Origin of the sequence: Pseudomonas sp. NPDC089741, assembly GCF_044748825.1 — a bacterium.
Classification (GTDB): Bacteria; Pseudomonadota; Gammaproteobacteria; order Pseudomonadales; family Pseudomonadaceae; genus Aquipseudomonas; species Aquipseudomonas helmanticensis.
This window is the reverse complement of sequence record NZ_JBIVGT010000014.1, coordinates 58,927-82,321: the sequence shown is the minus strand read 5'-3', so window position 1 is coordinate 82,321 and position 23,395 is coordinate 58,927. Positions and strand designations below refer to the sequence as shown.

At 59.8% G+C, this 23,395-nt stretch carries 15 protein-coding genes; 7 read left to right on the top strand and 8 right to left on the bottom strand.

Features of this window, described 5'->3' with window-relative positions; translation table 11 throughout:
• Positions 1 to 2 precede the first annotated feature (2 nt).
• Positions 3 to 4,601: a hypothetical protein gene (locus ACIPZE_RS15765; protein WP_400773732.1), complete on the top strand. Its 4,599-nt coding sequence runs from the start codon at positions 3 to 5 to the stop codon at positions 4,599 to 4,601.
• 13 nt (positions 4,602 to 4,614) lie between these two features.
• Here ACIPZE_RS15765 and ACIPZE_RS15760 read toward each other — a convergent pair whose 3' ends face one another.
• A complete protein-coding gene (locus ACIPZE_RS15760; protein WP_400773730.1) occupies positions 4,615 to 6,168 on the bottom strand; it encodes a PLP-dependent aminotransferase family protein in 1,554 nt (517 codons plus the stop codon).
• A gap of 92 nt (positions 6,169 to 6,260) precedes the next feature.
• Between ACIPZE_RS15760 and ACIPZE_RS15755 the strand changes: the two genes are divergently transcribed.
• The 3 genes from ACIPZE_RS15755 to ACIPZE_RS15745 are packed head-to-tail and all read left to right on the top strand — an operon-like array spanning position 6,261 to position 8,031.
• On the top strand, positions 6,261 to 6,884 hold the full coding sequence (locus ACIPZE_RS15755) for an FMN-binding negative transcriptional regulator (RefSeq protein WP_283438280.1): 624 nt from the start codon (positions 6,261 to 6,263) through the stop codon (positions 6,882 to 6,884).
• A gap of 10 nt (positions 6,885 to 6,894) precedes the next feature.
• A complete protein-coding gene (locus ACIPZE_RS15750) occupies positions 6,895 to 7,341 on the top strand; it encodes a GNAT family N-acetyltransferase (protein WP_283438279.1) in 447 nt (148 codons plus the stop codon).
• 12 nt (positions 7,342 to 7,353) lie between these two features.
• On the top strand, positions 7,354 to 8,031 hold the full coding sequence (locus ACIPZE_RS15745; protein WP_283438278.1) for a GNAT family N-acetyltransferase: 678 nt from the start codon (positions 7,354 to 7,356) through the stop codon (positions 8,029 to 8,031).
• Here ACIPZE_RS15745 and ACIPZE_RS15740 read toward each other — a convergent pair whose 3' ends face one another.
• A complete protein-coding gene (locus tag ACIPZE_RS15740; RefSeq protein WP_400773725.1) occupies positions 8,032 to 8,328 on the bottom strand; it encodes a helix-turn-helix domain-containing protein in 297 nt (98 codons plus the stop codon).
• Positions 8,325 to 9,677 (bottom strand): HipA domain-containing protein, encoded by a 1,353-nt coding sequence (locus ACIPZE_RS15735; RefSeq protein ID WP_400773723.1) that lies wholly within the window; start codon positions 9,675 to 9,677, stop codon positions 8,325 to 8,327. Before ACIPZE_RS15735 ends, ACIPZE_RS15740 begins: the two co-directional genes overlap by 4 nt.
• Positions 9,678 to 9,905: 228 nt before the next feature.
• Between ACIPZE_RS15735 and ACIPZE_RS15730 the strand changes: the two genes are divergently transcribed.
• Positions 9,906 to 12,863: an autotransporter domain-containing protein gene (locus ACIPZE_RS15730; RefSeq protein ID WP_400773722.1), complete on the top strand. Its 2,958-nt coding sequence runs from the start codon at positions 9,906 to 9,908 to the stop codon at positions 12,861 to 12,863.
• Positions 12,864 to 13,062: 199 nt separating this feature from the next.
• Entirely contained in the window at positions 13,063 to 14,508 is a 1,446-nt protein-coding gene (locus ACIPZE_RS15725) for an autotransporter domain-containing protein (RefSeq protein WP_400773720.1), read from the top strand.
• Positions 14,509 to 14,687: 179 nt separating this feature from the next.
• Here the strand turns inward: ACIPZE_RS15725 and oadA are convergent, their stop codons facing one another.
• A complete protein-coding gene (gene oadA / locus ACIPZE_RS15720; protein ID WP_283438274.1) occupies positions 14,688 to 16,496 on the bottom strand; it encodes a sodium-extruding oxaloacetate decarboxylase subunit alpha in 1,809 nt (602 codons plus the stop codon).
• Between the two features lie 101 nt (positions 16,497 to 16,597).
• Entirely contained in the window at positions 16,598 to 18,013 is a 1,416-nt protein-coding gene (locus ACIPZE_RS15715) for an acetyl-CoA carboxylase biotin carboxylase subunit (RefSeq protein WP_053125176.1), read from the bottom strand.
• A 190-nt stretch (positions 18,014 to 18,203) separates the two neighbouring features.
• Here ACIPZE_RS15715 and ACIPZE_RS15710 point away from each other — a divergent pair, with 190 nt between their 5' ends.
• Positions 18,204 to 19,166, top strand: a complete 963-nt coding sequence (locus tag ACIPZE_RS15710; protein ID WP_283438273.1) for a LysR family transcriptional regulator — start codon at positions 18,204 to 18,206, stop codon at positions 19,164 to 19,166.
• On the opposite strand, the gene ACIPZE_RS15705 is transcribed toward ACIPZE_RS15710, so the two are convergent.
• The 3 genes from ACIPZE_RS15705 to ACIPZE_RS15695 all read right to left on the bottom strand — a co-directional run bounded on the left by ACIPZE_RS15705 (position 19,108) and on the right by ACIPZE_RS15695 (position 23,328).
• Positions 19,108 to 19,311: a PA3496 family putative envelope integrity protein gene (locus ACIPZE_RS15705; protein WP_093429603.1), complete on the bottom strand. Its 204-nt coding sequence runs from the start codon at positions 19,309 to 19,311 to the stop codon at positions 19,108 to 19,110. The two genes, ACIPZE_RS15710 and ACIPZE_RS15705, sit on opposite strands and share 59 nt — an antisense overlap.
• Before the next feature lie 152 nt (positions 19,312 to 19,463).
• A complete protein-coding gene (hexR, locus tag ACIPZE_RS15700) occupies positions 19,464 to 20,330 on the bottom strand; it encodes a transcriptional regulator HexR (protein ID WP_007912071.1) in 867 nt (288 codons plus the stop codon).
• Between the two features lie 127 nt (positions 20,331 to 20,457).
• Positions 20,458 to 23,328, bottom strand: a complete 2,871-nt coding sequence (locus tag ACIPZE_RS15695) for a bifunctional diguanylate cyclase/phosphodiesterase (protein ID WP_283438272.1) — start codon at positions 23,326 to 23,328, stop codon at positions 20,458 to 20,460.
• Positions 23,329 to 23,395 lie beyond the last annotated feature (67 nt).

Sequence of the window (23,395 nt, the reverse complement as noted above, 5' to 3'; positions counted from 1 at the left end):
CAATGAGTGAAACAACCCGAACGATCATCACCCCGCCCCTGCTCAAAAAAAGCCGACTGGTGGAACAAACCAGTGGCGGACCGACCTTGCAAGAAGCGGCTGTAGAGATGCTGCGCAAAGCCCTGAAGAAAAACTTTGCGCAATTGCTGGTCGCTCCGGACGACATCATGTTGATGACGCCTGTCTGGCACCAGCAAGGGCAGAAAATGCTCAGTCACAGCAGCCGATTCGAATCCCTGCCACACGTATTGGCGCGCTTGGCGTTTACCGGTGAGACCGCCAACTACATAGAAGGTGAACACTTTCTGACGTTGGCGCCCGAGATGGAAGACCCGGTCCATTTACCCGTCGGTATGGATGCGATCAGTGCAATGCTCAACGAAAATGCGCCGGCATTGTTTCTTGCTTTCGCCCAAAACCAGTTGGATTACTGGAACGCCACCGAAGAAGAAATACCGCGCTGGCAACAGTTGGCTGACACCCTGAAAGAAACCCTTGATGTGCAGTCGATCAAAGGCTGGGATACCAACGAATGCAGGCTTGCACGCCATGTCTCGGCATTCCCGGACAAGGCTTCGCGCGCAACAACCCACGCAGGCCTGTCGGATGTGCGTGCCAGTCTGATCGATCTCGACCTCGCCTTCGAGCTGGCAGAAGCCAATCAGACCCGGCATCTGATGGTCGCCGGCGCGCTGGTGTTGACGGCGAAGCTCGGCAGCCGGGAACTGGTCACGATGTACACCATCGATGAAGGCTTTGAATCGTTCAGCTCGCTGGCGGAGCTGGGTGCCACCCTGCCTGAGCGAATCGACATGGAGCTGAGCGGTCAGACCCTGAAATGGCGACTGTATGAACCCGATGGCAATATCTTTGATGCCTTGGTTCGGGCACTGGTGAGCTGCCAGATCGATTCGATCGACGCGCTTGACCCGATGAGCCGCTCGCCGCTGGTCAGGTTCATTTCGCCTCAAGAGCACAGTGGCCGTGAGGAGATAGCCGGCGATGTACGCGTTGGACTTCTCGACGAAGCCATCCCCGACTGGCTGATTGCCGGATCACTGGACGATATCCAGACCTACAGCGGATACCTGACGGAATTGGGCAGGCTCAGAGACGCCGACAGCGATGCATTCGACGTCAACAAGATTGCACTTATCGCCGACTATGCCCAACAGCAGATGCGCGAAGCCATTACTGCCGCCAGGCCCGCCAAAGAAACAGCACTACTGCGTCCGGATCAAGTACGGATCACCGTCACCCAGAGCTTTGAGGCCGGCGGATTGACCCTGCCCGATCCCTTCAGCACTCGCGTGCAGACACTTGGCGAATTCGCTCTGCATAACATCCGGCCCTACCTCGCCAAGATCGCCTACGCTGATGCGACGCCCACACCGGGCTGGCTGACCGTGGATCTGCTGGTGCGTCTGGCAGGCAAGGTCAACATCGGCGAAAACTATCCGAAGCTGATCAAAACCAGCTTGATCGACGATGCGCCTCAGGCGCGACTCTACAAGGCCCGCTATTGCCGGCAGTTACCCCTGTTGCTGCCGCTGCTGGCGCTGGAGTGCAAACTCAAGCGCCAGGGCGATGTCGACGAGCAGGGCTACCGCCAGGTTCGCCAGCTGGTCAAATCGATTGCCGATAACAGCGCCGTCGCTGACTGGCCCGTGCAGATCCGCCCCTTGGCGTTCATGCCGCGCTTTCGTTTGGGCAGCACCCCCGACACCGTCGCGAACATGTACATCATCGGCCCACCTGCGGGTAAGGACGGCCCCTGCCTGCTTTATCGGCCACTGCTGGATCAACCGTTGCGGCAGTTTCCCTCCGCGCAAAACATGCTGTATGCGTTCTACCAATCCGGCGAACTGCGTGACTCGGTATTGGCCTGGCTGCCCAACCGATCCTTGAGTTTCGACTACGCCCAATACGTTTTTTCGAGCGGCCTGCCCTCGCCGTGGACCCTTACCGAGCTGGCTTTCGAACCCTTCATCCATCTCGATCTGACGGCCGCCGTAAACCTCGCGGACACGCCGCTGAGCGCTGACATTTACACGAGCCTGTTCACCAGCCACAGCCAGGCGCTGGCTGATCTTGCCGATCGCCAGTCTACCTCCAATGCCGAGCGCCGCTGGGCGATCCTGGCAGACAGCAGTTGGGCGATTTTTGGCGTCGCTGCCAATTTTCTCAGCGGCCCGGCAGGCACCGCTGTCTGGGTCTGGCAAACCATCGCCCAGATCCAGCAGGCGCAGGATGCCCACGAGCAGGGTGATACGTCTGCTCAATGGTCATCGATCGGTGATGTTCTGCTGACGCTGGGCATTCTGCTTGGGCAACGCATCGCTGTTCGCCGGCTTCGGCTTTCCAGCCCGGTGAGTGAAAAAACAGCGCTCAAGCATGCGTCGGGCACAGAATTGCCCCCGCCTGCGCCGCTGCTGCGCAAGGAACCGAAGATTACGCATGACAACACGCCCCTCACGACCCCACTGCCCGCGGCTCATCTTTCCCTGTTGGCGCCGGCGAAACTGACGCGCATCGACTCGCAAAGCGCTTTTTTGAAAACCATCGATCATATGAAGGTGACCAAGCCTTCCCTGCCCGAAGGAGCGCGTCCCAACGCCGATCATCTCTATGCGTCCGAAGGCAAGCTCTATGCCCAGGTTGGCGAGCGCTGGTTTCAAGTCAGCGCACAAGTCGACGAGCCTGTATTCGCCCTTGATCCGGCCGACCCTGCTCATCCGGGTTTGAGCATCCGTTTCGACACGCAAGCTGCTCGCTGGCACTGGGAACTGAGGTTGCGCTTGCGCGGCGGTGGACCGACCGGGAGGATCGAGGCGCTACGCCGCGAGAAGGCCAAGCGCAAGGCTGACACGTGGCAGGAACTGCATCGGTTCATCGAACAGGAAGCCGGACGCAAGGCCGACCTGAGCGAAGCCTTGAAACCCCTGGACGAGGCTGACGCGCAAGCACCGATGTCCGAGGCTGAAATCACGCTCTACATCACCAAGGCCGATGAACTCGCCAATTCCTACACCGGGGCGCTGGCAACACTGGAGCAATGGCGTGAAGCGGGCGGCGCCGGAGTGTTTTATCAGTCGCAACTGATGCGCATGACCGTTGAACAGCATCGTTTCCTCAGCGGCTGGATGCGCATGAAGCTGCGCGAATACGCGAAAATCGTTGCGCCACAGCTCAACACCGCAGAGCCAGCGCAACCTCATTCACGCAAGACCCAGATGACAGCGGCTCGAAACGCCATCGCCGTGAGCGACGAGATGGTCGAGCGTCTCGATCTACTGCACGCCTCGCTCGAAAGGTTGAACCATCACTCCGGCGTCGCTCAGAAAATCGCTGACGACCTCCGGAGGCTGCTGCCGTCATTCTCGCGTCGGGATCTGCACGCCAATGAAATCGGCATGTCCATCGAACTGTCATTGCGCGAGGCACCAGACAGCACTCTGGATCCGCTGCGACAGTTAATTGTGCCGGTTTTCGAGGGTGCGGCCGAAGCCGGGCATGCCTTGGTCGAGAGGCGCAACACGCCACAACCCGCCGAAACACAAGAACTGGCAGTGGTGAGGCTCAGTGCTTTGGTCGACCGCCTGGCAGATGCCGGGCGGCGCCTGCAAGACGTCTTCGACAGCTCCGCCGCCCGTCTGGAAACCCAACGTTTCCAACGGGTTCAGCAGTTGGTGAACGCGTTTCATGAGTTAGCCCGTGAGCGCCTGCTCAAGGCATTGCCGGAGCCGGAAGAACTTCCGGTTGCGGCGATGGCCAGACTCGAACCGGTCCCGTCGTCTTCGCGCGCGGCAGGTCGGGTCAACCGGGCACGGCCACAGGTCATTGAACCTCGCAGGGCTGTTCCAGAACCCGCGCCGGTGGTCGAGCAAATGCCTATCGTGCGCGCTCCGGCCAGGCGCATTTTACCTGTAGCGGCTCTGGGCGACGAACCGCTGGTGGACAACGCCATGTCGATGATCGCCGGACTCGAAGCGTTCATCAAACGCCTGCGCATCGATGCGCAACGACCGTCGCGAATTCCGGCTGACATGAAAGATCTGTTCGATCAACAGGCCACTCGCCTCGATCAGGCGGCGGTGAGTGTTGATGACCTATTCGCGCGCAGGCGTGCCGATTTTCCGATTGCAACCCTGGCTGCCGAACTGCGCACGGCCGCGACACGTTTGCGCGGTGAAGGCATCAGCGTCTACAGCGGTATGCTTACCGGACGCAGGCCGCGAGAAAGCTATCTGCAATGGTTGCACGAACACGATCTGGTGCAGATCGTCAGAGACGAGCGTGGTCGCATTCGCACGAAACAACGCAAGGACTTTTTCCAGGAGTATCGAATCCTCGATATCAGGCGACAGAACAAACCCCTTTGGGTCGCGCACTTTCATTACGATAATCTGGCTGATCCGGCTGAGCGGTTCACTGCCGCGCACCTGAAGTTTGCCGACAGTTATCTGCAAAGTCTGCCGAGCAAATCGCGTCAGGACCTGGAGCACTTCGATGCGGTGGACAATCTGCTGCGCCGGATCGTCACTCCGGCGGTGCGGGATCTGTTTCTTCATCCACAACAGGCGGGCCCCGCCGAAGCGTAAAACCCAGATGCGGTCACTCCCACCAGACACTGCGCAAGCGTGCCAGAGCCGCTTCAATTTGCGGCTCCGGCACCGCGGCGAAACCCAGTACCAACCCGGCGCACTGCTGCGCCGGCCGAGGTGAGTCGGGTAACCAATAGCTACTCAGGCCATTGACCTCGACACCCACCTGTTCGGCCAGGGCGATCAGCTCGCGTTCGCGGGCAACGCTCGCCACCGGTACCGTCAGGTGCAAGCCTGCGGCTACCGCCGGCAAGCTGCCAACGCCGGCGATATTTCCCGGCCAATGCGCCAGCAAGCAGTTGCGCCGACTAAGGGCAGCACGACGCATGCGCCGGATGTGCCGTTGAAAGTGCCCAGCGGCCATGAACTCGGCCATCACCGCCTGCGTGCTCACCTCGGAATGGCGCACATCCACCGCTCGCCGCCTGGCGAAAGCTTCGACCAGCCCGACCGGCAACACCAGATACCCCAGACGCAATGCCGGAAATGCCACCTTGCCGAATGTCCCGACGTAAATCACACGGCCCTGACGATCCAGCGCCGCCAGTGGGGCCAGTGGTGCGCCGCTGTAACGATACTCGCCGTCGTAATCGTCTTCAATGATCCAGCCTTGGCTGCGCTCAGCCCAGGCGAGCAGCTCCAGCCTGCGCGCCAGGCTCATCACAACTCCGGTCGGGTACTGGTGAGACGGGGTGACATAGGCCAGCCGACAATCGGCAACTTCAGCCAATGCACGACAATCGATGCCCTCTTCATCCACCGGTACACCGTGCAAGCGACCGCCCGCTACCGCGAAGGCGTGACCGGCGGCCCGGTACCCCGGATTTTCGATTCCGACCGCATCGCCCGGCGATACCAGCAGCTGTGCACAAAGGCTAATGCCCTGTTGCGCACCACTGGTGATCAGAATTTGCTCAGCAGAGCACTGCATGCCGCGCGAACTGCGCAAATAGGCCGCGATCATGCCGCGCAATCGCGCGTCGCCAGCCGGATCGCCATAACACAGTTGCTGTAAATCCGGTTTACGCCAGAAAGCCGCGTTGAGCTTGGCCCAGACCTCAAAAGGAAACAGGTCAAAGGCTGGTACACCGACCCGAAAAGCACGCGGGGGACCACTCGGCGGCAGGGCCAAATGGTTCTTTTCGATGCGCGCAAATGTATCGCTGTGGATAACTTTACTGGATGAAACAACAGGTAAATCCAGCCAATTTGTGGATAAGGCTGTGGGTAAGCCTGTTGAAAACCCTGTGGATACTTTTGTGGATAGTTTTTTCGACGAGCTTGGCGCTTGGGGTAATTGCGCAACGTAAGTGCCGTCCCCTACTCGCCCTTCGATGAACCCCTCGGCATACAGCTGATCGTAGGCGCGCACCACGCTATTGCGAGAGATGGCCAATGCCTTCGCCAGATCGCGACTGGCCGGTAATCGCGTGCCGCTGGCCAGACGCCCATCCAGCACGCGCAGGCGCAAAGCCTGATAGAGCTGACGACTCAAGCCCTGACGGCGATCAAGCTCGATTCCGGCCGGATTGAATGGCATCGAAAGAGGAGTTTGCTCAAGCATGGCAATGGACCTATGAAATTACTCATCAATGGCTCTTACAACAGACCAATAGCCTGCCTAGGATGCAGGCATTCGCCAAGGAAAATCTGTCCATGTACACGCCGCGCGCCTTCGCCATCGAAGAGCTGTCCCAACTGCACGAACTGATCCTCGCCACCCGTCTCGCCATTCTCGTCACCCACGGCGAAAACGGCCTGCAAGCCAGCCATGTGCCGGTGCTGCTGCATTGCGAGCAAGGCGAGTACGGCACGCTGTACGGACACCTGGCCCGCGCCAACCCGCAGTGGAAAGACCTGCGCGATGGCGCCGAGGCCATGCTTATTTTTGCCGGTGCCGATGCCTACGTCAGCCCGGGTTTCTACCCGAGCAAAGCCGAACACGGCAAAGTCGTACCGACCTGGAACTACATCGCCGTGCACGCCTACGGCCACGCCGAAACCTTCAGCGATGGCGGGCGCTTGCTCGACATCGTCAGCACCCTTACCGACCGCCACGAGGCCGGCCGCGCCCAGCCGTGGTCAGTCGCCGATGCGCCCGCCGATTACATCGACGGCATGCTCAAAGCCATCGTCGGTTTCGCCATTCCCATCGACCGTCTCGAAGGCAAGCGCAAGCTCAGCCAGAACCGCAGCGCCGCAGACATTGCCGGCGTGCGCGCAGGCCTGGCCGTCAGCCCCGAAATCAACGACCAAACCCTCGCCCAATTGATGCGCTAAGGAAATCACCATGAGTCAGATCGACATTCGCCAGGTCAGCGCCGCCGACCGCGCCGCATGGCTACCGCTGTGGCAGGCCTACCTGGGTTTTTACAAGGGCGAACTGCCGGACGCCGTGACCGACAGCACCTGGCAACGTTTTCTCGACCCGAGCGAACCGACCCACGCGGCATTGGCCTGGGCCGACGGCAAAGCGGTGGGCATGGTGCATTACATCTATCATCGCTCGAACTGGAGCATCGAAAACTCCTGCTACTTGCAGGATTTGCTGGTGGCTGAGCAAACCCGTGGCACCGGCGTCGGCCGCCTGCTGATCGAACACGTCTACGCCACGGCCAAGGCTGACGGCTGCTGCAAAGTGCACTGGCTGACCCACGAAACCAACGCCACCGCGATCCAGCTCTACGAGCGCATCGCCGAGCGCCCGGGTTTCATCCAGTTTCGCAAAGCCATTTAAGGAGACGCACGCATGAGCATTTCACCGGCCGACTGGAAAGGCGTCCCCGCCCCCACCGCCACCCTGCTTGAAGGACGCTTCATCCGTCTGGAACGACTCGACCCGGCGCGTCACGGCGACGAACTGTTCGCCGCACTCGAAGGCCCCGGTGCCGATCCGAAACTCTGGGATTACTTGCCCTATGGCCCGTTCCCGCAACGCAGCGCGTTCAACGACTGGCTGAACAACCACGCGGCCGCGAGCGACCCGTATTTCTTCAGCGTCATCGATCGCGCGACTAACCAGGTGCAAGGTATCCTCAGCCTGATGTCAATCGTCCCGGCCCAAGGCCGCATCGAAATCGGCCACGTCACCTTCGGTGCGCCGATGCAGCGCTCGCCGAAAAGCACCGAGGCGGTGTACCTGCTGGGCAAATACGCCTTCGAACTCGGCTACCGCCGTCTCGAATGGAAATGCAACAACGGCAACGCCCGCTCCAAATACGCCGCCGAGCGCTTGGGCTTCAGCTTTGAAGGCGTGTTCCGCCAGCACATGGTGGTCAAAGGCCAGAACCGCGATACTGCGTGGTATTCGATTCTGGATTCGGAATGGCCGGTAATCGGCGCAGGCTTCGAACGCTGGTTGAGCGATGAAAACCAGACCCCGACCGGCCAGCTGAAAGGGTTGGTCGAGTGCCGTAACAAGAGCTGATCAAACAGCGGTGCGGGTCCACCTTTTGCTCTGGCGAACCCGCACAACACCCATTTCCAACCCAAACGGGCGAAAGACGGCATTGAGCGATTTCAGTGTCTGATTGCCCTCGCCGTGTTCGATATGCACCAGCGTACGAACTGAAATTTTGCACATCTTCGCAAACTGGGTCTGATGCAGACCGGTCACTTCCACACGTAAACGGCGAACGGCTTCGCCGATCTCCAGCGCTCCTTGGGCCAGCGACTCTTGAATGTTTTCGATGAGCACAGTGCGCTCGGCTACCGTCATGCTCATTTCAGATCCCACTCTTTCAAACGTTGCTCCAGATTTTTCAGGTGGATGCCAGGGTGGTTCATCGTTCTGTCGGGCAACCCACTGGCCATCAATATGTCGGGAAGCGCCGCCAGACGCTGGGCATCTTCACGCAAGCGCTCAAAAGAGTTCGGCGCGTCAGCCAAGGCTGCCAACGGGTCTTCTGGATCGGAAATGTCAGCCAGTGCGCGGCAAACTCCACGCCAATCGACTTCGCCGGCTCGCTCCAGATCTTTCGACCATTTGGTCGTGCGCGTCAGGCCTTCGGGATCCATAACCATGGGGGCCAAGTCATAAATCGGCGCCAATCGGAACGATTCGGCCTGACGCAGGATCGCGATGTTTCGACCGTGGTTATCATTGTTGCCGAGAATTTTGTTTATCAGGTCTCGTCGTAAATAATCTGCCACGAGCTCGGGAATTTGCGCTGCTTGCCCCGCATCGCGCCAGAGTCCGGCAAGCATACGGATGACATCCATATGGTTCATCGCACTTCCCGGTATTGTCACTTCAGCCATTGAGTAAATTGATTCAACAGCAATGCGGCTAACTTCGCCGTTAGTGACTTTGCGATCAAAGCGATGCATCCACAGACTCGGTTTGCTCGCCTCCTCCAATGCCAAACCTTCTACTGCGATCGTTTCAATGCCGAGTGCCTGCAGCGCCTTGTAGTAATGGAATTCGCTTCGCAGGATGTCTTGATCAATGACACCGCCTTTGTTTCTGGAAAACTTTACAAACCAGTGCTGCCTGACCTCTTCATCGTCCAATACCGCGTCGGGATACAGAAGACCGGCCTTGCTCTCAGCCAACAACAGCTTCGGTGCTTCACCACCTGCCCCTGTAGCGCCACCAATCGCCGCGCCCAGCTCATAGGCATATTCAAGAAAACGGCTGTCGCGGAGGACAACATCCTCACGCTTAAATCCAAGTGGCTCACGCTCATCGACAACCTCGGCCGACTCTTTTATGCGCATATTGCCGATGGGGGCCGGGGTGCTACGACCGAGCAAATAAAGATCAGCGCTAATATCAGCCGGTTTCTCTTGCCCCAGTCTTGCAAGCAGAAATTTTTTAGCTGCTCCTGCAGGAGCAATGTCATATAAAAATGCGGGCGTGTTGGAACGTCGCCCTTCCCAATCCAACGGATACAGCGCACTCACAGCATTTGAAAACGGGGATTTTACGGCTTCAATATTTTCGACAAGGTATGCCGTCTCGTAGCCAAAACTGCAGCGACTTTCGAACCCTTTTTCAGGATCGTCGAAACTCAGAATCATGGCGTCGCGCCATTTTCCTTCGTTGAATATCTGTAATGTCAGGTTGTACATGACTTTGCACCTGCATTTAAATGCATTCCAACATGGATTTTGTTAACCATGGATGCAATATAGTGCATCTCTTACAACAGTAGGAGGACTAAATCTGCAACAAAATGCAGATATAGCTCTCCTCAGCACTACCGAACGCAAAATAATGCAGATAAAGCATCGACATCATTCTGTAAAAACCCTTCGCTATACAGGTCGGCCCGCTTATAACAAAAAGGCCGCCAACACATGCCCTTCCCGCCGCAGCGTCTGTCCCTCGCCATCGCCCTGCTGATCTCAGCGACCGCCGTCCACGCGAAAACCGTGCAGATCGATACTGCCACCACTACCGCGCAAACCCTCGGCGGCAGTGACACGCTGACGATTTCGGCGCCGGGCAGCATCACCAACAGTGGCAAGACCGTCAGCCTGAAAGACAAAACCAGCGGTGCCGGTGTCGTGATCGATAACGCTGGCAAAATCGTTTCCAGTGGTGGTCGGGCGATCGACAGCAGCGGGGATCTGACGCAAGCGCGCAACTACAAGATCTACAATCGCAGCGGTGGGCAGATTCTTGGCGCCAACGATGCTTTGCGCATCGACAGCAACTTCGTCAGCGGCAGCCTGTTGATCGACAACAGTGGCGTGATTCGCTCGACCACTGGTCAAGGTCTGGACCTGGATGCCGTGCGCAGCGACGGGGTGCAGACCTCCATCATCAACCGCGCAGGCGGACTGATTCGCGGCGATGCCAGCGATGGCATGAAGACCGGCGCCAACGCGACCATTACCAACTACGGGGAAATCTCCACCGGTGACTCGCACAACGCCGACGAGAAGTTCGACGGCATCGATATCGACAGCGCCAGCGGCGTCAGCGTGACCAATTACGGAGTGATTTCCGGCGGCCGTCACGGCATTACTACCGACCTCGGCGCGACGCTGGTCAACTACGGGCAGATCACCGGTCGCAATGGTTCCGGATTCGGCTCCGACGGCGATGGCACCGTGATTAACCACGGCACCATCACCGGTGCTTACTCAGGCTTGCAGGCGAACGGTGACGGCGATGGCGTGGACATCGACAAGATCGCTCACATCGAGAACTACGGCACCATTCAGGGTGTCGGCGCGGGTGGCGTGGACAAGGGCGGTTTCGCCAATGGCAGTGAAGGTATCGCCCTCGGCGGCGGTTACATTCTCAACGCCAGCAAGGCACTGATCAGCGGCGCCGACAGCGCCATTCTGGTGGATGATGGCAGCGGCGGTTCAGGGCTGGCGGCGACCACACTGGAGAACTTCGGCACCATTCAAGGCCTCAACGGTTTCGGCGTGAAACTGGTCGGCGAGTTCGCCGACAGCGTGATCAACGGCGGCACCATCAGCGGCAGCAACGGCCTGGCGCTGGACCTGGGCGGCGGCAACGACAATCTGACCTTGCGCAATGGCAGCCGCTTCATCGGCGTGGTCGATGGCGGCAGCGGTTACGACCGCGTGGTGATGGACGATGTGGCCGGCGGCAGCTTCGGCGCCAGTCGCAACTTCGAATGGCTGGAAGTCAGGCAAGGTGCGTGGACACTCACCGGCAGCGGTGATTTCAGCGACGGCGGCGCCGTGCGCAATGGCGCAACGCTGATCAACCAGGGCGGCATCGCCGGCAGCCTGACCGTCGACGCGGGCGGCGTGTATGCCGGTGGCGGTTCAGTGGGCAGCCTCAACGTCAACGGCACCTTGCGCACCGATACCGGCCTTGGCCGCGCGTCCATCATTCACGACTTGAACATGGGCAACTCGTCCACGCTCGCCTACGGCGTCAATGCCGATGGCAGCAGCGCGCCGCTGCAGGTCGGCGGCATCGCCAATCTGAACGGTGCGACCCTCGCGGTGAATCCCGGCGCCGGTACTTATCCGTGGCAGAGCCAATACACCGTGTTGCAGGCCGCGCAGGTCAACGGCACGTTCGGCAAGGTCACCAGCGATTACGCGTTTCTCACGCCGACGCTTGCCTACACACCAACCCAGGTCGATCTCACGTACACCCGCAACGACGTCGCCTTCAATCAATTCGCGGCGACCGGCAACGCCAGCAACGCCGCCAACAGTCTCGCCTCCATGAGCAAGAACAATGCGCTGTACAATGCCTTGCTCAACACCACCCAAAGCACGGCCGGCGCGGCGATCGAGCAGTTGGCCGGCGCGAGCAACGCAGACCTGACCAGCGCCACACTTGGCACCAGCAACCAGGTCGGCAACAGCATGCTCTCGGCCATGCAACAAATGGGCGGCAGCCCGGGCCTGATGGTTGGCCTCGATCAGCGGGACACACCGGTGCTGGCAGCCAATGGTGTACCAACCGAGGCGCGCAATCTGAATGATCCAAATGCTCGCGGCCGGGTCTGGCTGCAAGCTATTGGCGGCTACGGCAAGCTCGACGGCGAACACGGCAGCAGTGGTCTGGAACAACGCAGCAAAGGCAGCGTGCTCGGCGCGGACTGGTCGCTGAATTCAGCATGGCGCCTGGGCATTCTCGGTGGTTATTCGAAAACCGATCTGGACGCGACCGGCGTCGATGGCAACGTCGAGAGCTGGCACGCCGGCGTCTACGCACTGCGTCAGAATGGCCCAATCTCTCTGCGCCTCGGCGCGGCGTACAGCGGTCATCAAGGTGAAAGCAAACGCACCATCGCCTTCAACGGCTTCAGTGATCGGCCCAAAGGCGACTACGACGCCGACAGCCAGCAAGCCTTCGCCGAACTCGGCTACGCCATGGGCAGCGGCCGCCTCAGCGCCGAGCCGTTTGCCAGCGTCGGTTATCAGCGCTACCACCGCGACAGCTATCAGGAAAAAGGCGGCGCCGCGGCTCTGCACGTCGACAGCCAGACTCAGGATAACTTCAGCAGCACTTTCGGCTTGCGCCTGGCGCACCTGAGCAGCCTGGACAACGGCATGAGCGTGACCCCGCGCATGACCGCCGGCTGGAAACACACTTATGGCGACGTCGGCAGCTCGACACGCCAGGCGTTTGTCACGGGTGGCACGGCATTCACCGTCGACGGCAGTTCACTGGATCGTGACAGTCTGGTGCTGGAAGCGGGGCTGGACGTAGGCATCTCTGCGCGACAGTCCCTGGGCGTGGGCTACAGCGGCGAAATTGGCAGCAACAGCCGCAATCACGGATTGATCGGGCAATGGCAGATGAGTTTTTGAGAGCTGAACAGTTGGCGCGGTCTGGATCGGTTGTAGGAAAAGGCGACGCCGACATCAATTAAAAGCGTCCACTGTGGATCTGGTGGGAGATTTCCACAGAACGATCCGACATCGCCTGCAATGCTCAGGGAAGCGGCCGACATCGGATTTTTTGCCAAGCTCATAGAGTCGAGTCTTCTGTCTAAAGAGGCTCGACTCGATGCTCGCTCAACCTACATTTCGCCCTCACCATCTTGCATTGGCGCTTGCGCTGACCGTGGGATGGACCGAAGTCTCCCGCGCCCAACAGCCCGACACACAGGTCGTCGAGAACGCTGTTGAAAACCAGCCCAAAAAGCCTCGTAAAAAAACACCCAAACCTCCTGCCGAATCGTCGCCGCAGGAACAGGTAGTCGACCAGGGCACAACCCACGCCGCTCCTCAATCACCTGGTAATCCTGCGCCGGATCGGATGTCGCGCACAGAAACACCAATCAGCGAGAACGCGCAGAAACTCGCCGACAGCATTGAGGAAAAGCGCGCTGCACCACTAACACCTCAACAACCTCAGAAACCCGAGACAGCCGCCGCACTGACGAAAACGGTCCCTCCTGCAGCACCCGCAAACTCCGCGATCACGGCTCTGCTCGACAGCAACCACGCAACGCCGGCTGTGGCACTCGAACAACTCGCGGCCGGCAGCAACGCCAACCTCGCCAAAGCCACATTGAGCAGCGTTACACCGGTGAGCACCAGCATGCTCTCGGCCATGCGCCAACTGGATAATCGCCCGGAGGCACGGTACGGCGCCGGCAACTCGCCTCGTCGCGCCTCAGCTGCTGCAGACTCAGGACGCGTATGGATTCAGGCGCTGGGCCAGGACGGCAAGGTCGATCGCGACACAGACAGCGCACTCACGCACGCCACTCAAGGAGTGGTCATGGGCGCGGACTGGCGTATCAATGAGCAATGGCATGTCGGTCTGGCCGGCGCGAAATCACAAACGCAATTCGACGCCCGGCAATACGACGGCGACCTCGACAGCTGGCACCTCGGCGCTTATGCCGTGCGCCAGGATGGACCGTTGGCGCTGCGCCTCGGCGTTACCTATGCCAGCCATGACGGCGAGAGCAAACGGCGCGTGGCATTCAACGGTTTCACTGATCGACTCAAGGGCCATTACGACGCCAACACCCAACAAGCCTTCGCCGAACTGGGGCTCAACCTGGGGCGCAACAACGTCGTGTTCGAACCGTTCGCCGGCCTCGGCTACCAACGTTATCAACGCGACAGCCATACCGAAAAAGGTGGCGATGCCGCACTGAAAATCTTCGGTCAAACCCGTGACAACCTCAGCAGCACCTTGGGCTTTCGCACGGCGAAAATCGGCAGACTGGATAACGGCATGAGTCTGACCCCGCGATTCAGTGCCGGCTGGAAACACACCTTTGGCGAGATTGAAAACGACACCCGTCAGCAACTGGTAAAAGGTGGCAAACGCTTTGACATCGCCGGCGCTGCTCTGGATCGAAACAGCCTGTCGGTGGACGCCGGCCTCGACCTCGGGCTATCGGCAAATCATACGATAGGCGTTGGTCTCACTGGCGAGATGGGCACTGAAAGCCGAACTCACGGAATGACAGGCCAATGGCGCATGGCGTTCTAACCAACGCAATCGCTGTAGGAGCTGCCGCAGGCTGCGATCTTTTGATCTTGTTTTGGATTAATAACAACCAAGATCAAAAGATCGCAGCCTGCGGCAGCTCCTACAGGGTAAAAAACACAGTAAAAAAAGGGGAGCACATGCTCCCCCGAGGTTTAAAACGTTGGATCGCGGCCGTTATCTCAGCCTTCGATCTCGATCAGGATTTCGCCCGGGTTGACTCGATCACCCTTGGCCACATGAATCGCGGTGACCTTGCCGGCGATGGCGGCCTGGACTTCGGTTTCCATCTTCATCGCTTCGGTGATCAGCACCGCCTGGCCGGCCTTGACGGTGTCGCCCTCCTTGACCAGCACATCAACGATGTTGCCCGGCATGGTGGTGCTGACGTGGCCCGGTGCCGAGGCTTGCTTGCGCTTGCTGCTGCCGCCACTGACGAATTCGTTGAGCGGTTCGAACACCACTTCTTCCGGCATGCCGTCGATGGACAGGTAGAAGTGACGTTTGCCTTCCGCCTTGACGCCAACACCGGTGATGTCGACGCGGTAGGTTTCACCATGGACATCAATGACGAACTCGGTCGGTACGCCTTCACCGCCCGCTTTCGTCACACCGCCAGCCTCTGGAATCGGCAGCAGCACTTCAGGCGTCAGGGTGCCGGCGGCACGCTCTTCGAGGAACTTGCGGCCGATGTCCGGGAACATGGCGAAGGTCAGCACGTCTTCTTCCGATTTGGCCAGTGCGCCGATATCGGCGCGCAGCTTGGTCATTTCCGGCTTGAGCAGGTCGGCCGGGCGCACGTCGATGACTTCTTCGCTGCCGATGGCCTGGCGACGCAGCTTCTCGTTGACCACGCCCGGCGCCTTGCCGTAGCCGCCTTGAAGGTAGAGCTTCACTTCGTTGGTGATGGTTTTGTAGCGCTCACCGGCCAGCACGTTGAAGAACGCCTGAGTGCCGACGATCTGCGAAGTCGGTGTCACCAGCGGTGGGAAGCCGAGGTCTTCACGCACGCGCGGGATTTCCGCGAGCACTTCGCCCATGCGGTTCAGCGCGCCCTGCTCTTTCAACTGGTTGGCAAGGTTGGAGATCATCCCGCCCGGCACCTGGTTGACTTGCACGCGGGTGTCGACGGCGGTGAACTCGCTTTCGAACTGGTGGTACTTCTTGCGCACGGCGTAGAAGTACAGGCCGATCTCTTGCAGCAGTTCGAGGTTCAGACCGGTGTCGTACTCGGTGCCCTTGAGCGCAGCAACCATCGACTCGGTGCCTGGGTGGCTGGTACCGGAAGCGAAGCTGGAGATCGCGGTGTCGATGTGATCGGCACCGTTTTCGATTGCCTTGAGCTGGCACATGGTCGCCAGACCGGCCGTGTCGTGCGAGTGGATAAACACTGGCAGCGACTGCTCGGCTTTCAGCGCACGTACCAGTTCACCAGTAGCGTACGGGGTCAGCAGACCGGCCATGTCCTTGATCGCCACGGAGTCGCAACCCATGGCTTCCATCTGCTTGGCTTGCGCCACGAACGCATCGATGGTGTGCACCGGGCTGGTGGTGTAAGCGATGGTGCCTTGGGCATGTTTGCCAGCCGCTTTCACCGCTTCGATGGCCACGCGCAGGTTACGCACGTCGTTCATCGCGTCGAAGATGCGGAACACGTCGATGCCATTCACCGCAGCTTTGGCGACGAAGGCTTTGACCACATCGTCGCTGTAATGGCGATAGCCCAGCAGGTTCTGCCCGCGCAGGAGCATTTGCAGACGCGTGTTAGGCAGCGCCGCGCGCAGTTGGCGCAGACGCTCCCACGGGTCTTCTTTGAGGAAGCGGACGCAGGCGTCGAAGGTCGCGCCGCCCCAGCATTCCAGCGACCAGTAGCCGACTTTGTCGAGCTTGTCGCAGATCGGCAGCATGTCTTCGGTGCGCATGCGGGTGGCGAGCAGCGATTGGTGAGCGTCGCGCAGGATGGTGTCGGTAACGAAGATCTTTTTAGTCATTGGTATCTCCTCATAGCGGCAAGCTTCAAGCTAAAAGCTGCAAGAAAAAGCCAATCTGCTTTAACTTGCCGCTTGCAGCTAAAAGCTCGCAGCTGTTTCATTCATAGGCCTGCGTGGGCGGCGATGGCGGCGGCGATGGCCAGGGCCAGCTCTTCGGGTTTGCGCTTGATCGAGTAGTTGGTCAGTTCCGGGTGGCTTTCAACGAAGCTGGTATTGAACTGGCCGCTACGGAATTCCGGATTGCGCAGGATTTCCTGGTAGTACGCGGCGGTGGTCTTCACGCCCTGCAGACGCATGTCATCCAGCGCTCGCAGGCCACGGTCCATCGCCTCTTCCCAAGTCAGTGCCCAGACCACCAGTTTCAGGCACATCGAGTCGTAGAACGGCGGAATGGTGTAGCCGGTGTAGATCGCAGTATCGGTGCGCACGCCCGGACCGCCGGGGGCGTAGTAACGGGTGATCTTGCCGAAGCTCGGCAGGAAGTTGTTCTTCGGGTCTTCGGCGTTGATGCGGAACTGCAAGGCGAAACCACGGTGCTGAATGTCTTCCTGTTTCACCGACAACGGCAGGCCGGAGGCGATGCGAATCTGTTCGCGGACGATGTCGATCCCGGTGATCTCTTCGGTGATGGTGTGTTCCACCTGCACCCGGGTGTTCATCTCCATGAAGTACACCTCGCCCTCGGCGAGCAGGAACTCCACGGTGCCGGCATTCTCGTAACCCACCGCCTTGGCCGCACGCACCGACAGGTCGCCGATGTAGGCGCGCTGTTCCGGGGTCAGTTGCGGGCTCGGGGCGATTTCGATGAGCTTCTGGTTGCGACGCTGGATCGAGCAATCACGCTCGAACAGGTGCACGACGTTGCCGAAGCTGTCGCCGAGAATCTGCGCTTCGATGTGCTTGGGATTGACGATGCATTTTTCCAGGAACACTTCGGCAGAACCGAAGGCCTTGGTCGCTTCGGAAATCACCCGAGGGAAATTCTGTTCGAGTTCTTCACGGCTGTTGCAGCGACGGATGCCACGACCGCCACCACCGGAGGTGGCCTTGAGCATGACCGGGTAACCGATGCGGTCGCCCTCGACCAAGGCTTCTTCGATGTCGGCCACGTTGCCTTCGGTGCCCGGCGTCACCGGTACGCCGGCCTTGATCATGCTGCGGCGCGCTTCGGTCTTGTCGCCCATGCGGCGAATGACTTCCGCCGACGGGCCAATGAATTTGATTCCGCGTTCGGCGCAGATGTCTGCCAGCTCAGCGTTTTCCGAGAGAAAACCGTAGCCCGGGTGCAGGGCATCGCAGCCGGTTTCTACCGCCAGGTTCACCAGCTTGCGCGGGTTGAGGTAACCGGCCAGTGGCTCGGCACCGATGCTGTGGGCCTCGTCCGCACGCTTCACATGCAACGCATGACGGTCGGCGTCGGAAAAAATCGCAACCGAGCGAATGCCCATTTCGGCGCAGGCTCGCACGATTCGTACGGCAATCTCACCACGGTTGGCGATCAGGATCTTTGTTATCACTTGGAGGTTCCCTTGAGCCGGTGGCACCACGACCTGCTAGACCCAGGTCGACGCGTGACCAAATGTTTCAATTTAGTCGCAGGTCCACACTAGCGCTCATGAGGGATTAACAAAAATGAATAAAAATTGGGTCAGGCATAAGTAAAGACTTATAGTTGAAACATCAGCCAGCCGTCAGAGCCTATAAAAAATGCGTAAGTCCTTGATGCGTATGACATTGCGTCAATTGCAGATCTTCAACGAAGTGTGTGATTTACGCTCTTACAGCCGCGCAGCCGAGGAAATGTCTCTCACGCAACCGGCCGTAAGCCTGCAGATTCGCCAGCTCGAAGAGCTGATCGGGCAGCCATTATTCGATTATGTCGGCAAAAAACTCTACATGACCGAAGCCGCTGAAGCACTTCAGCGTGCCAGCCGAGACATTTTCGGCCGTCTGGAAAACCTCGATATGCAGCTGTCGGACATGCAGGGATCACTGCAAGGTCAGCTGAAACTGGCGGTGGAATCCAGTGCCAAATATTTCGTCCCGCATTTGTTCGCAGCGTTCAAGCGCCAGCACCCGGAAGTCAATCTGCAACTGACCGTGGTCAACCGCGGCCAAGTGATTCGACGGCTTTCGGACAATCGCGACGATCTGGTGATCATGTCGATGGTGCCGCAGGACATGGGCCTGGAATTCCTGCCGTTCCTCAACAACCCGATTGTTGCCGTGGCGCGCCCGGATCATCCATTGGCACACATGGGCCCGCTGCGCTTGCAGGATCTGGAACCCTACACGCTGCTGATCCGCGAGCCCGGCTCGGGTACGCGACTGGCTTGCGAAGAGTATTTCAAAGAGAAGCGCGTGCACTTCACCCAGACCCAGGAAGTGGCCTCGGCCGAAGCTCAGCGCGAATGCGTGGCGGCGGGTCTGGGCCTGGCGCTGTTGACGCGCCACGCCCTGAACCTAGAGCTGGCGACCGGCGGACTGGTGGAGCTGCCGATCGAAGAACTGCCGCTGCTGCGTAGCTGGTGCCTGGTGCAAGCCAAGGCGAAACGCCTGTCACCGGTGGCGCACGCCTTCCTGGCGTTTATTCGCAGCGAACGTGTGCAGATCAGCGCGTTGGTTGAGCGCTTCGACGGGAAGCTGCCGGTGCTGCCTGCCAGTGATTGATCTCGGGAAAGTCGCCGATTTCGGCCTGAAGCTGGCGAAGTTCGAAGCGATCTTCGATAGCGCGACGGAATTCCATGCGGCGCTGGTCTTCTTGCTGACGACGGGTTTTCGCGGCGCTGTTGCGTTCTTCGTAGGGCTGAGCCATTTCGAGTCTCCCAAGGCGATGACGGGAGTTTCACGATAGGCGCGAGGGATGACGGTTTGATGAAAGTAACCGTCGTGAAGCAAAAGATCGCAGCCTTCGGCAGCTCCTACATTGACCGTGTAGGAGCTGCCGAAGGCTGCGATCTTTTGATCTTAATCATCCAGAGCTTTGGCGGCCTTTGGGGACAAGCGCAAGCTGCGCAGGCTGCGCTTCACGCTCTTGAGGTGATTAACCAGACTCGGCCCACGCGCCATCGCCACGCCCATCGCCAGCACATCGATCACCACCAGGTGGGCGATACGCGAAGTCAGCGGTGTATAGATTTCGGTGTCTTCATGCACATCGATCGCCAGATTCACGGTCGACAGTTCGGCCAATGGCGTCTGGCTCGGGCACAGGGTAATCAGCGAAGCGCCGCTCTCGCGCACCAGATTGGCGGTGATCAGCAAATCCTTGGAACGCCCCGACTGCGAAATGCAGATCGCCACATCGGTCGGCTTCAACGTCACCGCCGACATCGCCTGCATGTGCGGATCGGAATACGCCGCCGCCGTCAGCAGCAAACGAAAGAACTTGTGCTGGGCATCCGCCGCCACCGCGCCGGATGCGCCGAAGCCGTAGAACTCGACACGCTGCGCTTGCGACATCAACGTCACCGCGCGCTGCAACTCAACCGGATCGAGCTTCTCGCGAACCTCCATCAACGTGTGCAACGTGGTGTCGAAAATCTTCAGGCTGTAGTCGGCGACCGAGTCGTCCTCATGGATCGCGAACTGGCCGAAGCTGGCACCGGCGGCCAGGCTTTGCGCCAGTTTGAGCTTGAGATCCTGAAAACCGGAGCAACCGATGGCGCGACAGAAGCGCACGATGGTCGGCTCGCTGATGCCGACGCTATGGGCCAGGTCGGCCATGGAACTGTGCATCACCGCCGCAGGGTCAAGCAGCACGTGGTCGGCGACCTTGAGCTCCGACTTGCGTAACAGGTGACGTGACTGGGCGATGTGTTGCAGCAGATTCAAGGGGCTGGACTCTTCTTATGGGCAAGGATGTAGCACGCTTGTAGTTATACTACATGAATTGGCTTTTTGCCTGCTCAATGCGTAACTCGATGTCCCCATATCAGGCGCGATGAGGTGCATGTAGCCCTTAAAGCGGTTTTTCCTGATTACGCAAAAGCCCGGCCAGAGCAGTCGCCTCCACCGGCCGACTGATCAGATAACCCTGCACTTCATCGCAACGTTCGGCACGCAGGAATTCCAGCTGATCCTGCCGCTCGACGCCTTCAGCCACCACTTTCAGCGACAGTCCGTGAGCCATGGCAATGATCGCGCGAGTGATCGCCGCGTCTTCACTGCCTTCACCCAGCCCGCGAATGAACGCCTGATCGATCTTCACGTAATCCACCGGAATCCGCTTGAGGTAACTCAATGACGAATAGCCGGTACCGAAGTCGTCGATGGCCAGTTTCACGCCAAGATCGCGCAATTGCTGGAACGTCGCGATGATGTGCTCGACGCTGTCGAGCAACTGGCTTTCGGTCAATTCCAGTTCCAGGTAGTGCGGCGCCAGCCCGGTTTCTTCCAGCACTTGCCGCACCAGACTGACGAGTTTGCCCTGACGCAACTGGTGCACCGACAGGTTCACCGAAACGCGGATCGGCGCCAGGCCTTGGCGCTGCCATTCGCACGCCTGCCAGCACGCCTGACGCAAGACGAATTCGCCGATCGGCCCGATCAGACCGGTTTCCTCGGCCAGCCCGATGAAATCCCCCGGCGGCACCCGGCCCATGGTCGGATGATCCCAGCGCACCAGCGCTTCCGCCGCATTCAAGCGCCCGCTCTCCAGGCACAGCTTCGGTTGATAGAACACTTTAAGCTGCTTGTCTTCGATGGCTTTGCGCAGCTGGTTTTCCAGCTGCAAGCGTTCAAGGGTGCTGGCCTGCAAACTCTCTGTGTAGAACTGGAAGTTGTTGCCGCCGAGGTGCTTGGCATGTTGCATGGCCATGTTCGACTGGCTGACCAGCGCGGAAATTTCCCGGGCGTTGTCCGGCAGCATGCTGATGCCCATTGAGGCGCTGACCACCAATTCATGTCCTTCGACGGTCAGCGGCAAGCGCAGCTTGCTCGACAAGCGCGTAGCGACCCGGGCCAGACTCGACAGGTTGCCGTAGGCATCGAACAACACTGCGAACTCATCACCGGACAAGCGCGCGATGGTGTCGGCCTCCGGCAAGGCGTTAACCAGTCGGCGCGCCATTTTCTGCAGTAACTGGTCAGCAACTTCGTGACCGAGGCTGTCGTTGAGCAACTTGAAGCGATCGAGATTGATGTGCAGCAACGCCAGGCTGCGCCGGCCCTGACGCGAACGCTGATGTGCTTCGTGCAGACGTTCGCGGAACAACGAACGGTTGGCGAGCCCGGTGAGTTCGTCGTAATGGGTCAGGTAACGCATGCGCTCTTCGGATTCGCGCCGCGCCGACAGATCGGCGAAGAAGCCGACGATGTGACTGACATTGCCGCGACTATCGCGCACTGCATTCAGTTGCAGCCACTGCGGATAGAGCTCGCCGTTTTTGCGGGTTTCCACCAGTTCGCCCTGCCAACTGCCGTGCTGTTCCAGCGCGTGGCGAATGGCGACGTAATGACGGCGTGCATCGCGGCTGCACGGCAACTCCACAACATTGCGCCCGAGCATGTCGTCGATGTCGTAACCGGTGACGCGGCTGAACGCCTGATTGATCGCGATCAACGCATAGTTCGGGTCGAGAATGACGATGCCTTCGCTGGCCGCTTCAAACACCGTCGCCGCCAGGCGCTGCTGTTCTTCGAGGCTTTTGCTGGCACTGATGTCGCGCCGGGTGCCCACCATGCGGATCACCCGTCCGTTGTCGCTGCGCTCTACCGCACGACCACGGTCTTCGATCCACACCCAATGGCCATCGCCATGACGCACGCGGTACTCGATCTGATAATCCTCGGTGCGGCCCTTCAAATGCTCGATCAGTGCGTGTTTGAGGGTTGGCACGTCCTCCGGGTGCAGTCGCGGTTTGAGGTCGCGCAGCAGCGCCGTGACATATTCCGGCGCAAGACCGAACAACTCCTGAATCTGCGTGTGGTGAACTTCGTCGGTTTGCAGGTTCCAGTCCCACAAGCCCAGTTCGCTGGCTTTCAATGCCAGCGCCAGGCGCGCCTCGCTTTTGCTCAGGGCCTGATTGGCCGCGTCCAGTTCGCGACTGCGCTGGGCGACGCGGTGTTCGAGTTCGACCTGCGCTTCGCGCAGCTTGCCCTCGGCGCAACGTCGATGTTCGATTTCCTTCGCCAGTTCCTGATTGAGCTGCTCGCTGCGCGACTGGGTGTGCTGCAAGTGTTCGATCAGGTGCTGATTCTGAAAGCGCCGCAGCAAGCCGCGATCAATCAGGCGATTGACCTGCCACGCCACCACGCTCAGCGAGCCGAGCAAAATCAGCCCGAGCCAGCCCCAACCGCGTGCCTGTTCGTCGCCGCCCCAAAAGAGAAAGCCGATCGCCGGCAACAGGCACGGCAAGGTAAACGACAGAAACGCCGGCAGGCTCACCGCATAGGCAACACTGGCCGACAGCGTTGCGGCGCCGATCAGACCGAACACCCAGGCTTGTTGCATGAAGTTGTCGGCAGGCACCAGCGCGATACCGGCGCCAGCGAGGGTCAGGCCGGTCATGGTCGAGCCGAGCAGGAACATGCGAAACCAGATCGGCTGGGCCTGGCGATCGGGGATTGCCGAATCGAACGCTGCGACCTGGATCACACGCAATGCGACCAGCGACAGCAACCACACCAGCCAGACGCTGACCACGAAGTAGCGCTGCGGGCTCCAGAGCAGAGCGGCGCAGACCAGACCATTGATCAACATGAAAAGTGTGGGCAACAACGAGCCCTGATACAGCAGGCGCGTGCGCTCGACCGCCATTTCGGTGGCGTAGCGCTTGCGGACAACCCGGGGTTCCACAGAGGGGCCCGACAGTTCGGAGCTGAGGGTCATGGGCAACGTTCTTGTTCTTATAAGGAGGGCGTGCGCCCGAAACGTGGACGGAGCATACACAAGCCGA

Bases quoted from the DNA above. Each gene is read 5' to 3' on its own strand.
- ACIPZE_RS15725 (WP_400773720.1), top strand. From the start codon at position 13,063: ATGCTCGCTCAACCTACATTTCGCCCTCACCATCTTGCATTGGCGCTT.
- ACIPZE_RS15710 (WP_283438273.1), top strand. From the start codon at position 18,204: ATGCGTAAGTCCTTGATGCGTATGACATTGCGTCAATTGCAGATCTTC.
- ACIPZE_RS15740 (WP_400773725.1), bottom strand. From the start codon at position 8,328: ATGAGCATGACGGTAGCCGAGCGCACTGTGCTCATCGAAAACATTCAA.
- ACIPZE_RS15755 (WP_283438280.1), top strand. From the start codon at position 6,261: ATGTACACGCCGCGCGCCTTCGCCATCGAAGAGCTGTCCCAACTGCAC.
- ACIPZE_RS15735 (WP_400773723.1), bottom strand. From the start codon at position 9,677: ATGTACAACCTGACATTACAGATATTCAACGAAGGAAAATGGCGCGAC.
- ACIPZE_RS15750 (WP_283438279.1), top strand. From the start codon at position 6,895: ATGAGTCAGATCGACATTCGCCAGGTCAGCGCCGCCGACCGCGCCGCA.
- ACIPZE_RS15765 (WP_400773732.1), top strand. From the start codon at position 3: ATGAGTGAAACAACCCGAACGATCATCACCCCGCCCCTGCTCAAAAAA.
- ACIPZE_RS15695 (WP_283438272.1), bottom strand. From the start codon at position 23,328: ATGACCCTCAGCTCCGAACTGTCGGGCCCCTCTGTGGAACCCCGGGTT.
- ACIPZE_RS15730 (WP_400773722.1), top strand. From the start codon at position 9,906: ATGCCCTTCCCGCCGCAGCGTCTGTCCCTCGCCATCGCCCTGCTGATC.
- ACIPZE_RS15745 (WP_283438278.1), top strand. From the start codon at position 7,354: ATGAGCATTTCACCGGCCGACTGGAAAGGCGTCCCCGCCCCCACCGCC.
- ACIPZE_RS15705 (WP_093429603.1), bottom strand. From the start codon at position 19,311: ATGGCTCAGCCCTACGAAGAACGCAACAGCGCCGCGAAAACCCGTCGT.
- ACIPZE_RS15760 (WP_400773730.1), bottom strand. From the start codon at position 6,168: ATGCTTGAGCAAACTCCTCTTTCGATGCCATTCAATCCGGCCGGAATC.
- oadA (WP_283438274.1), bottom strand. From the start codon at position 16,496: ATGACTAAAAAGATCTTCGTTACCGACACCATCCTGCGCGACGCTCAC.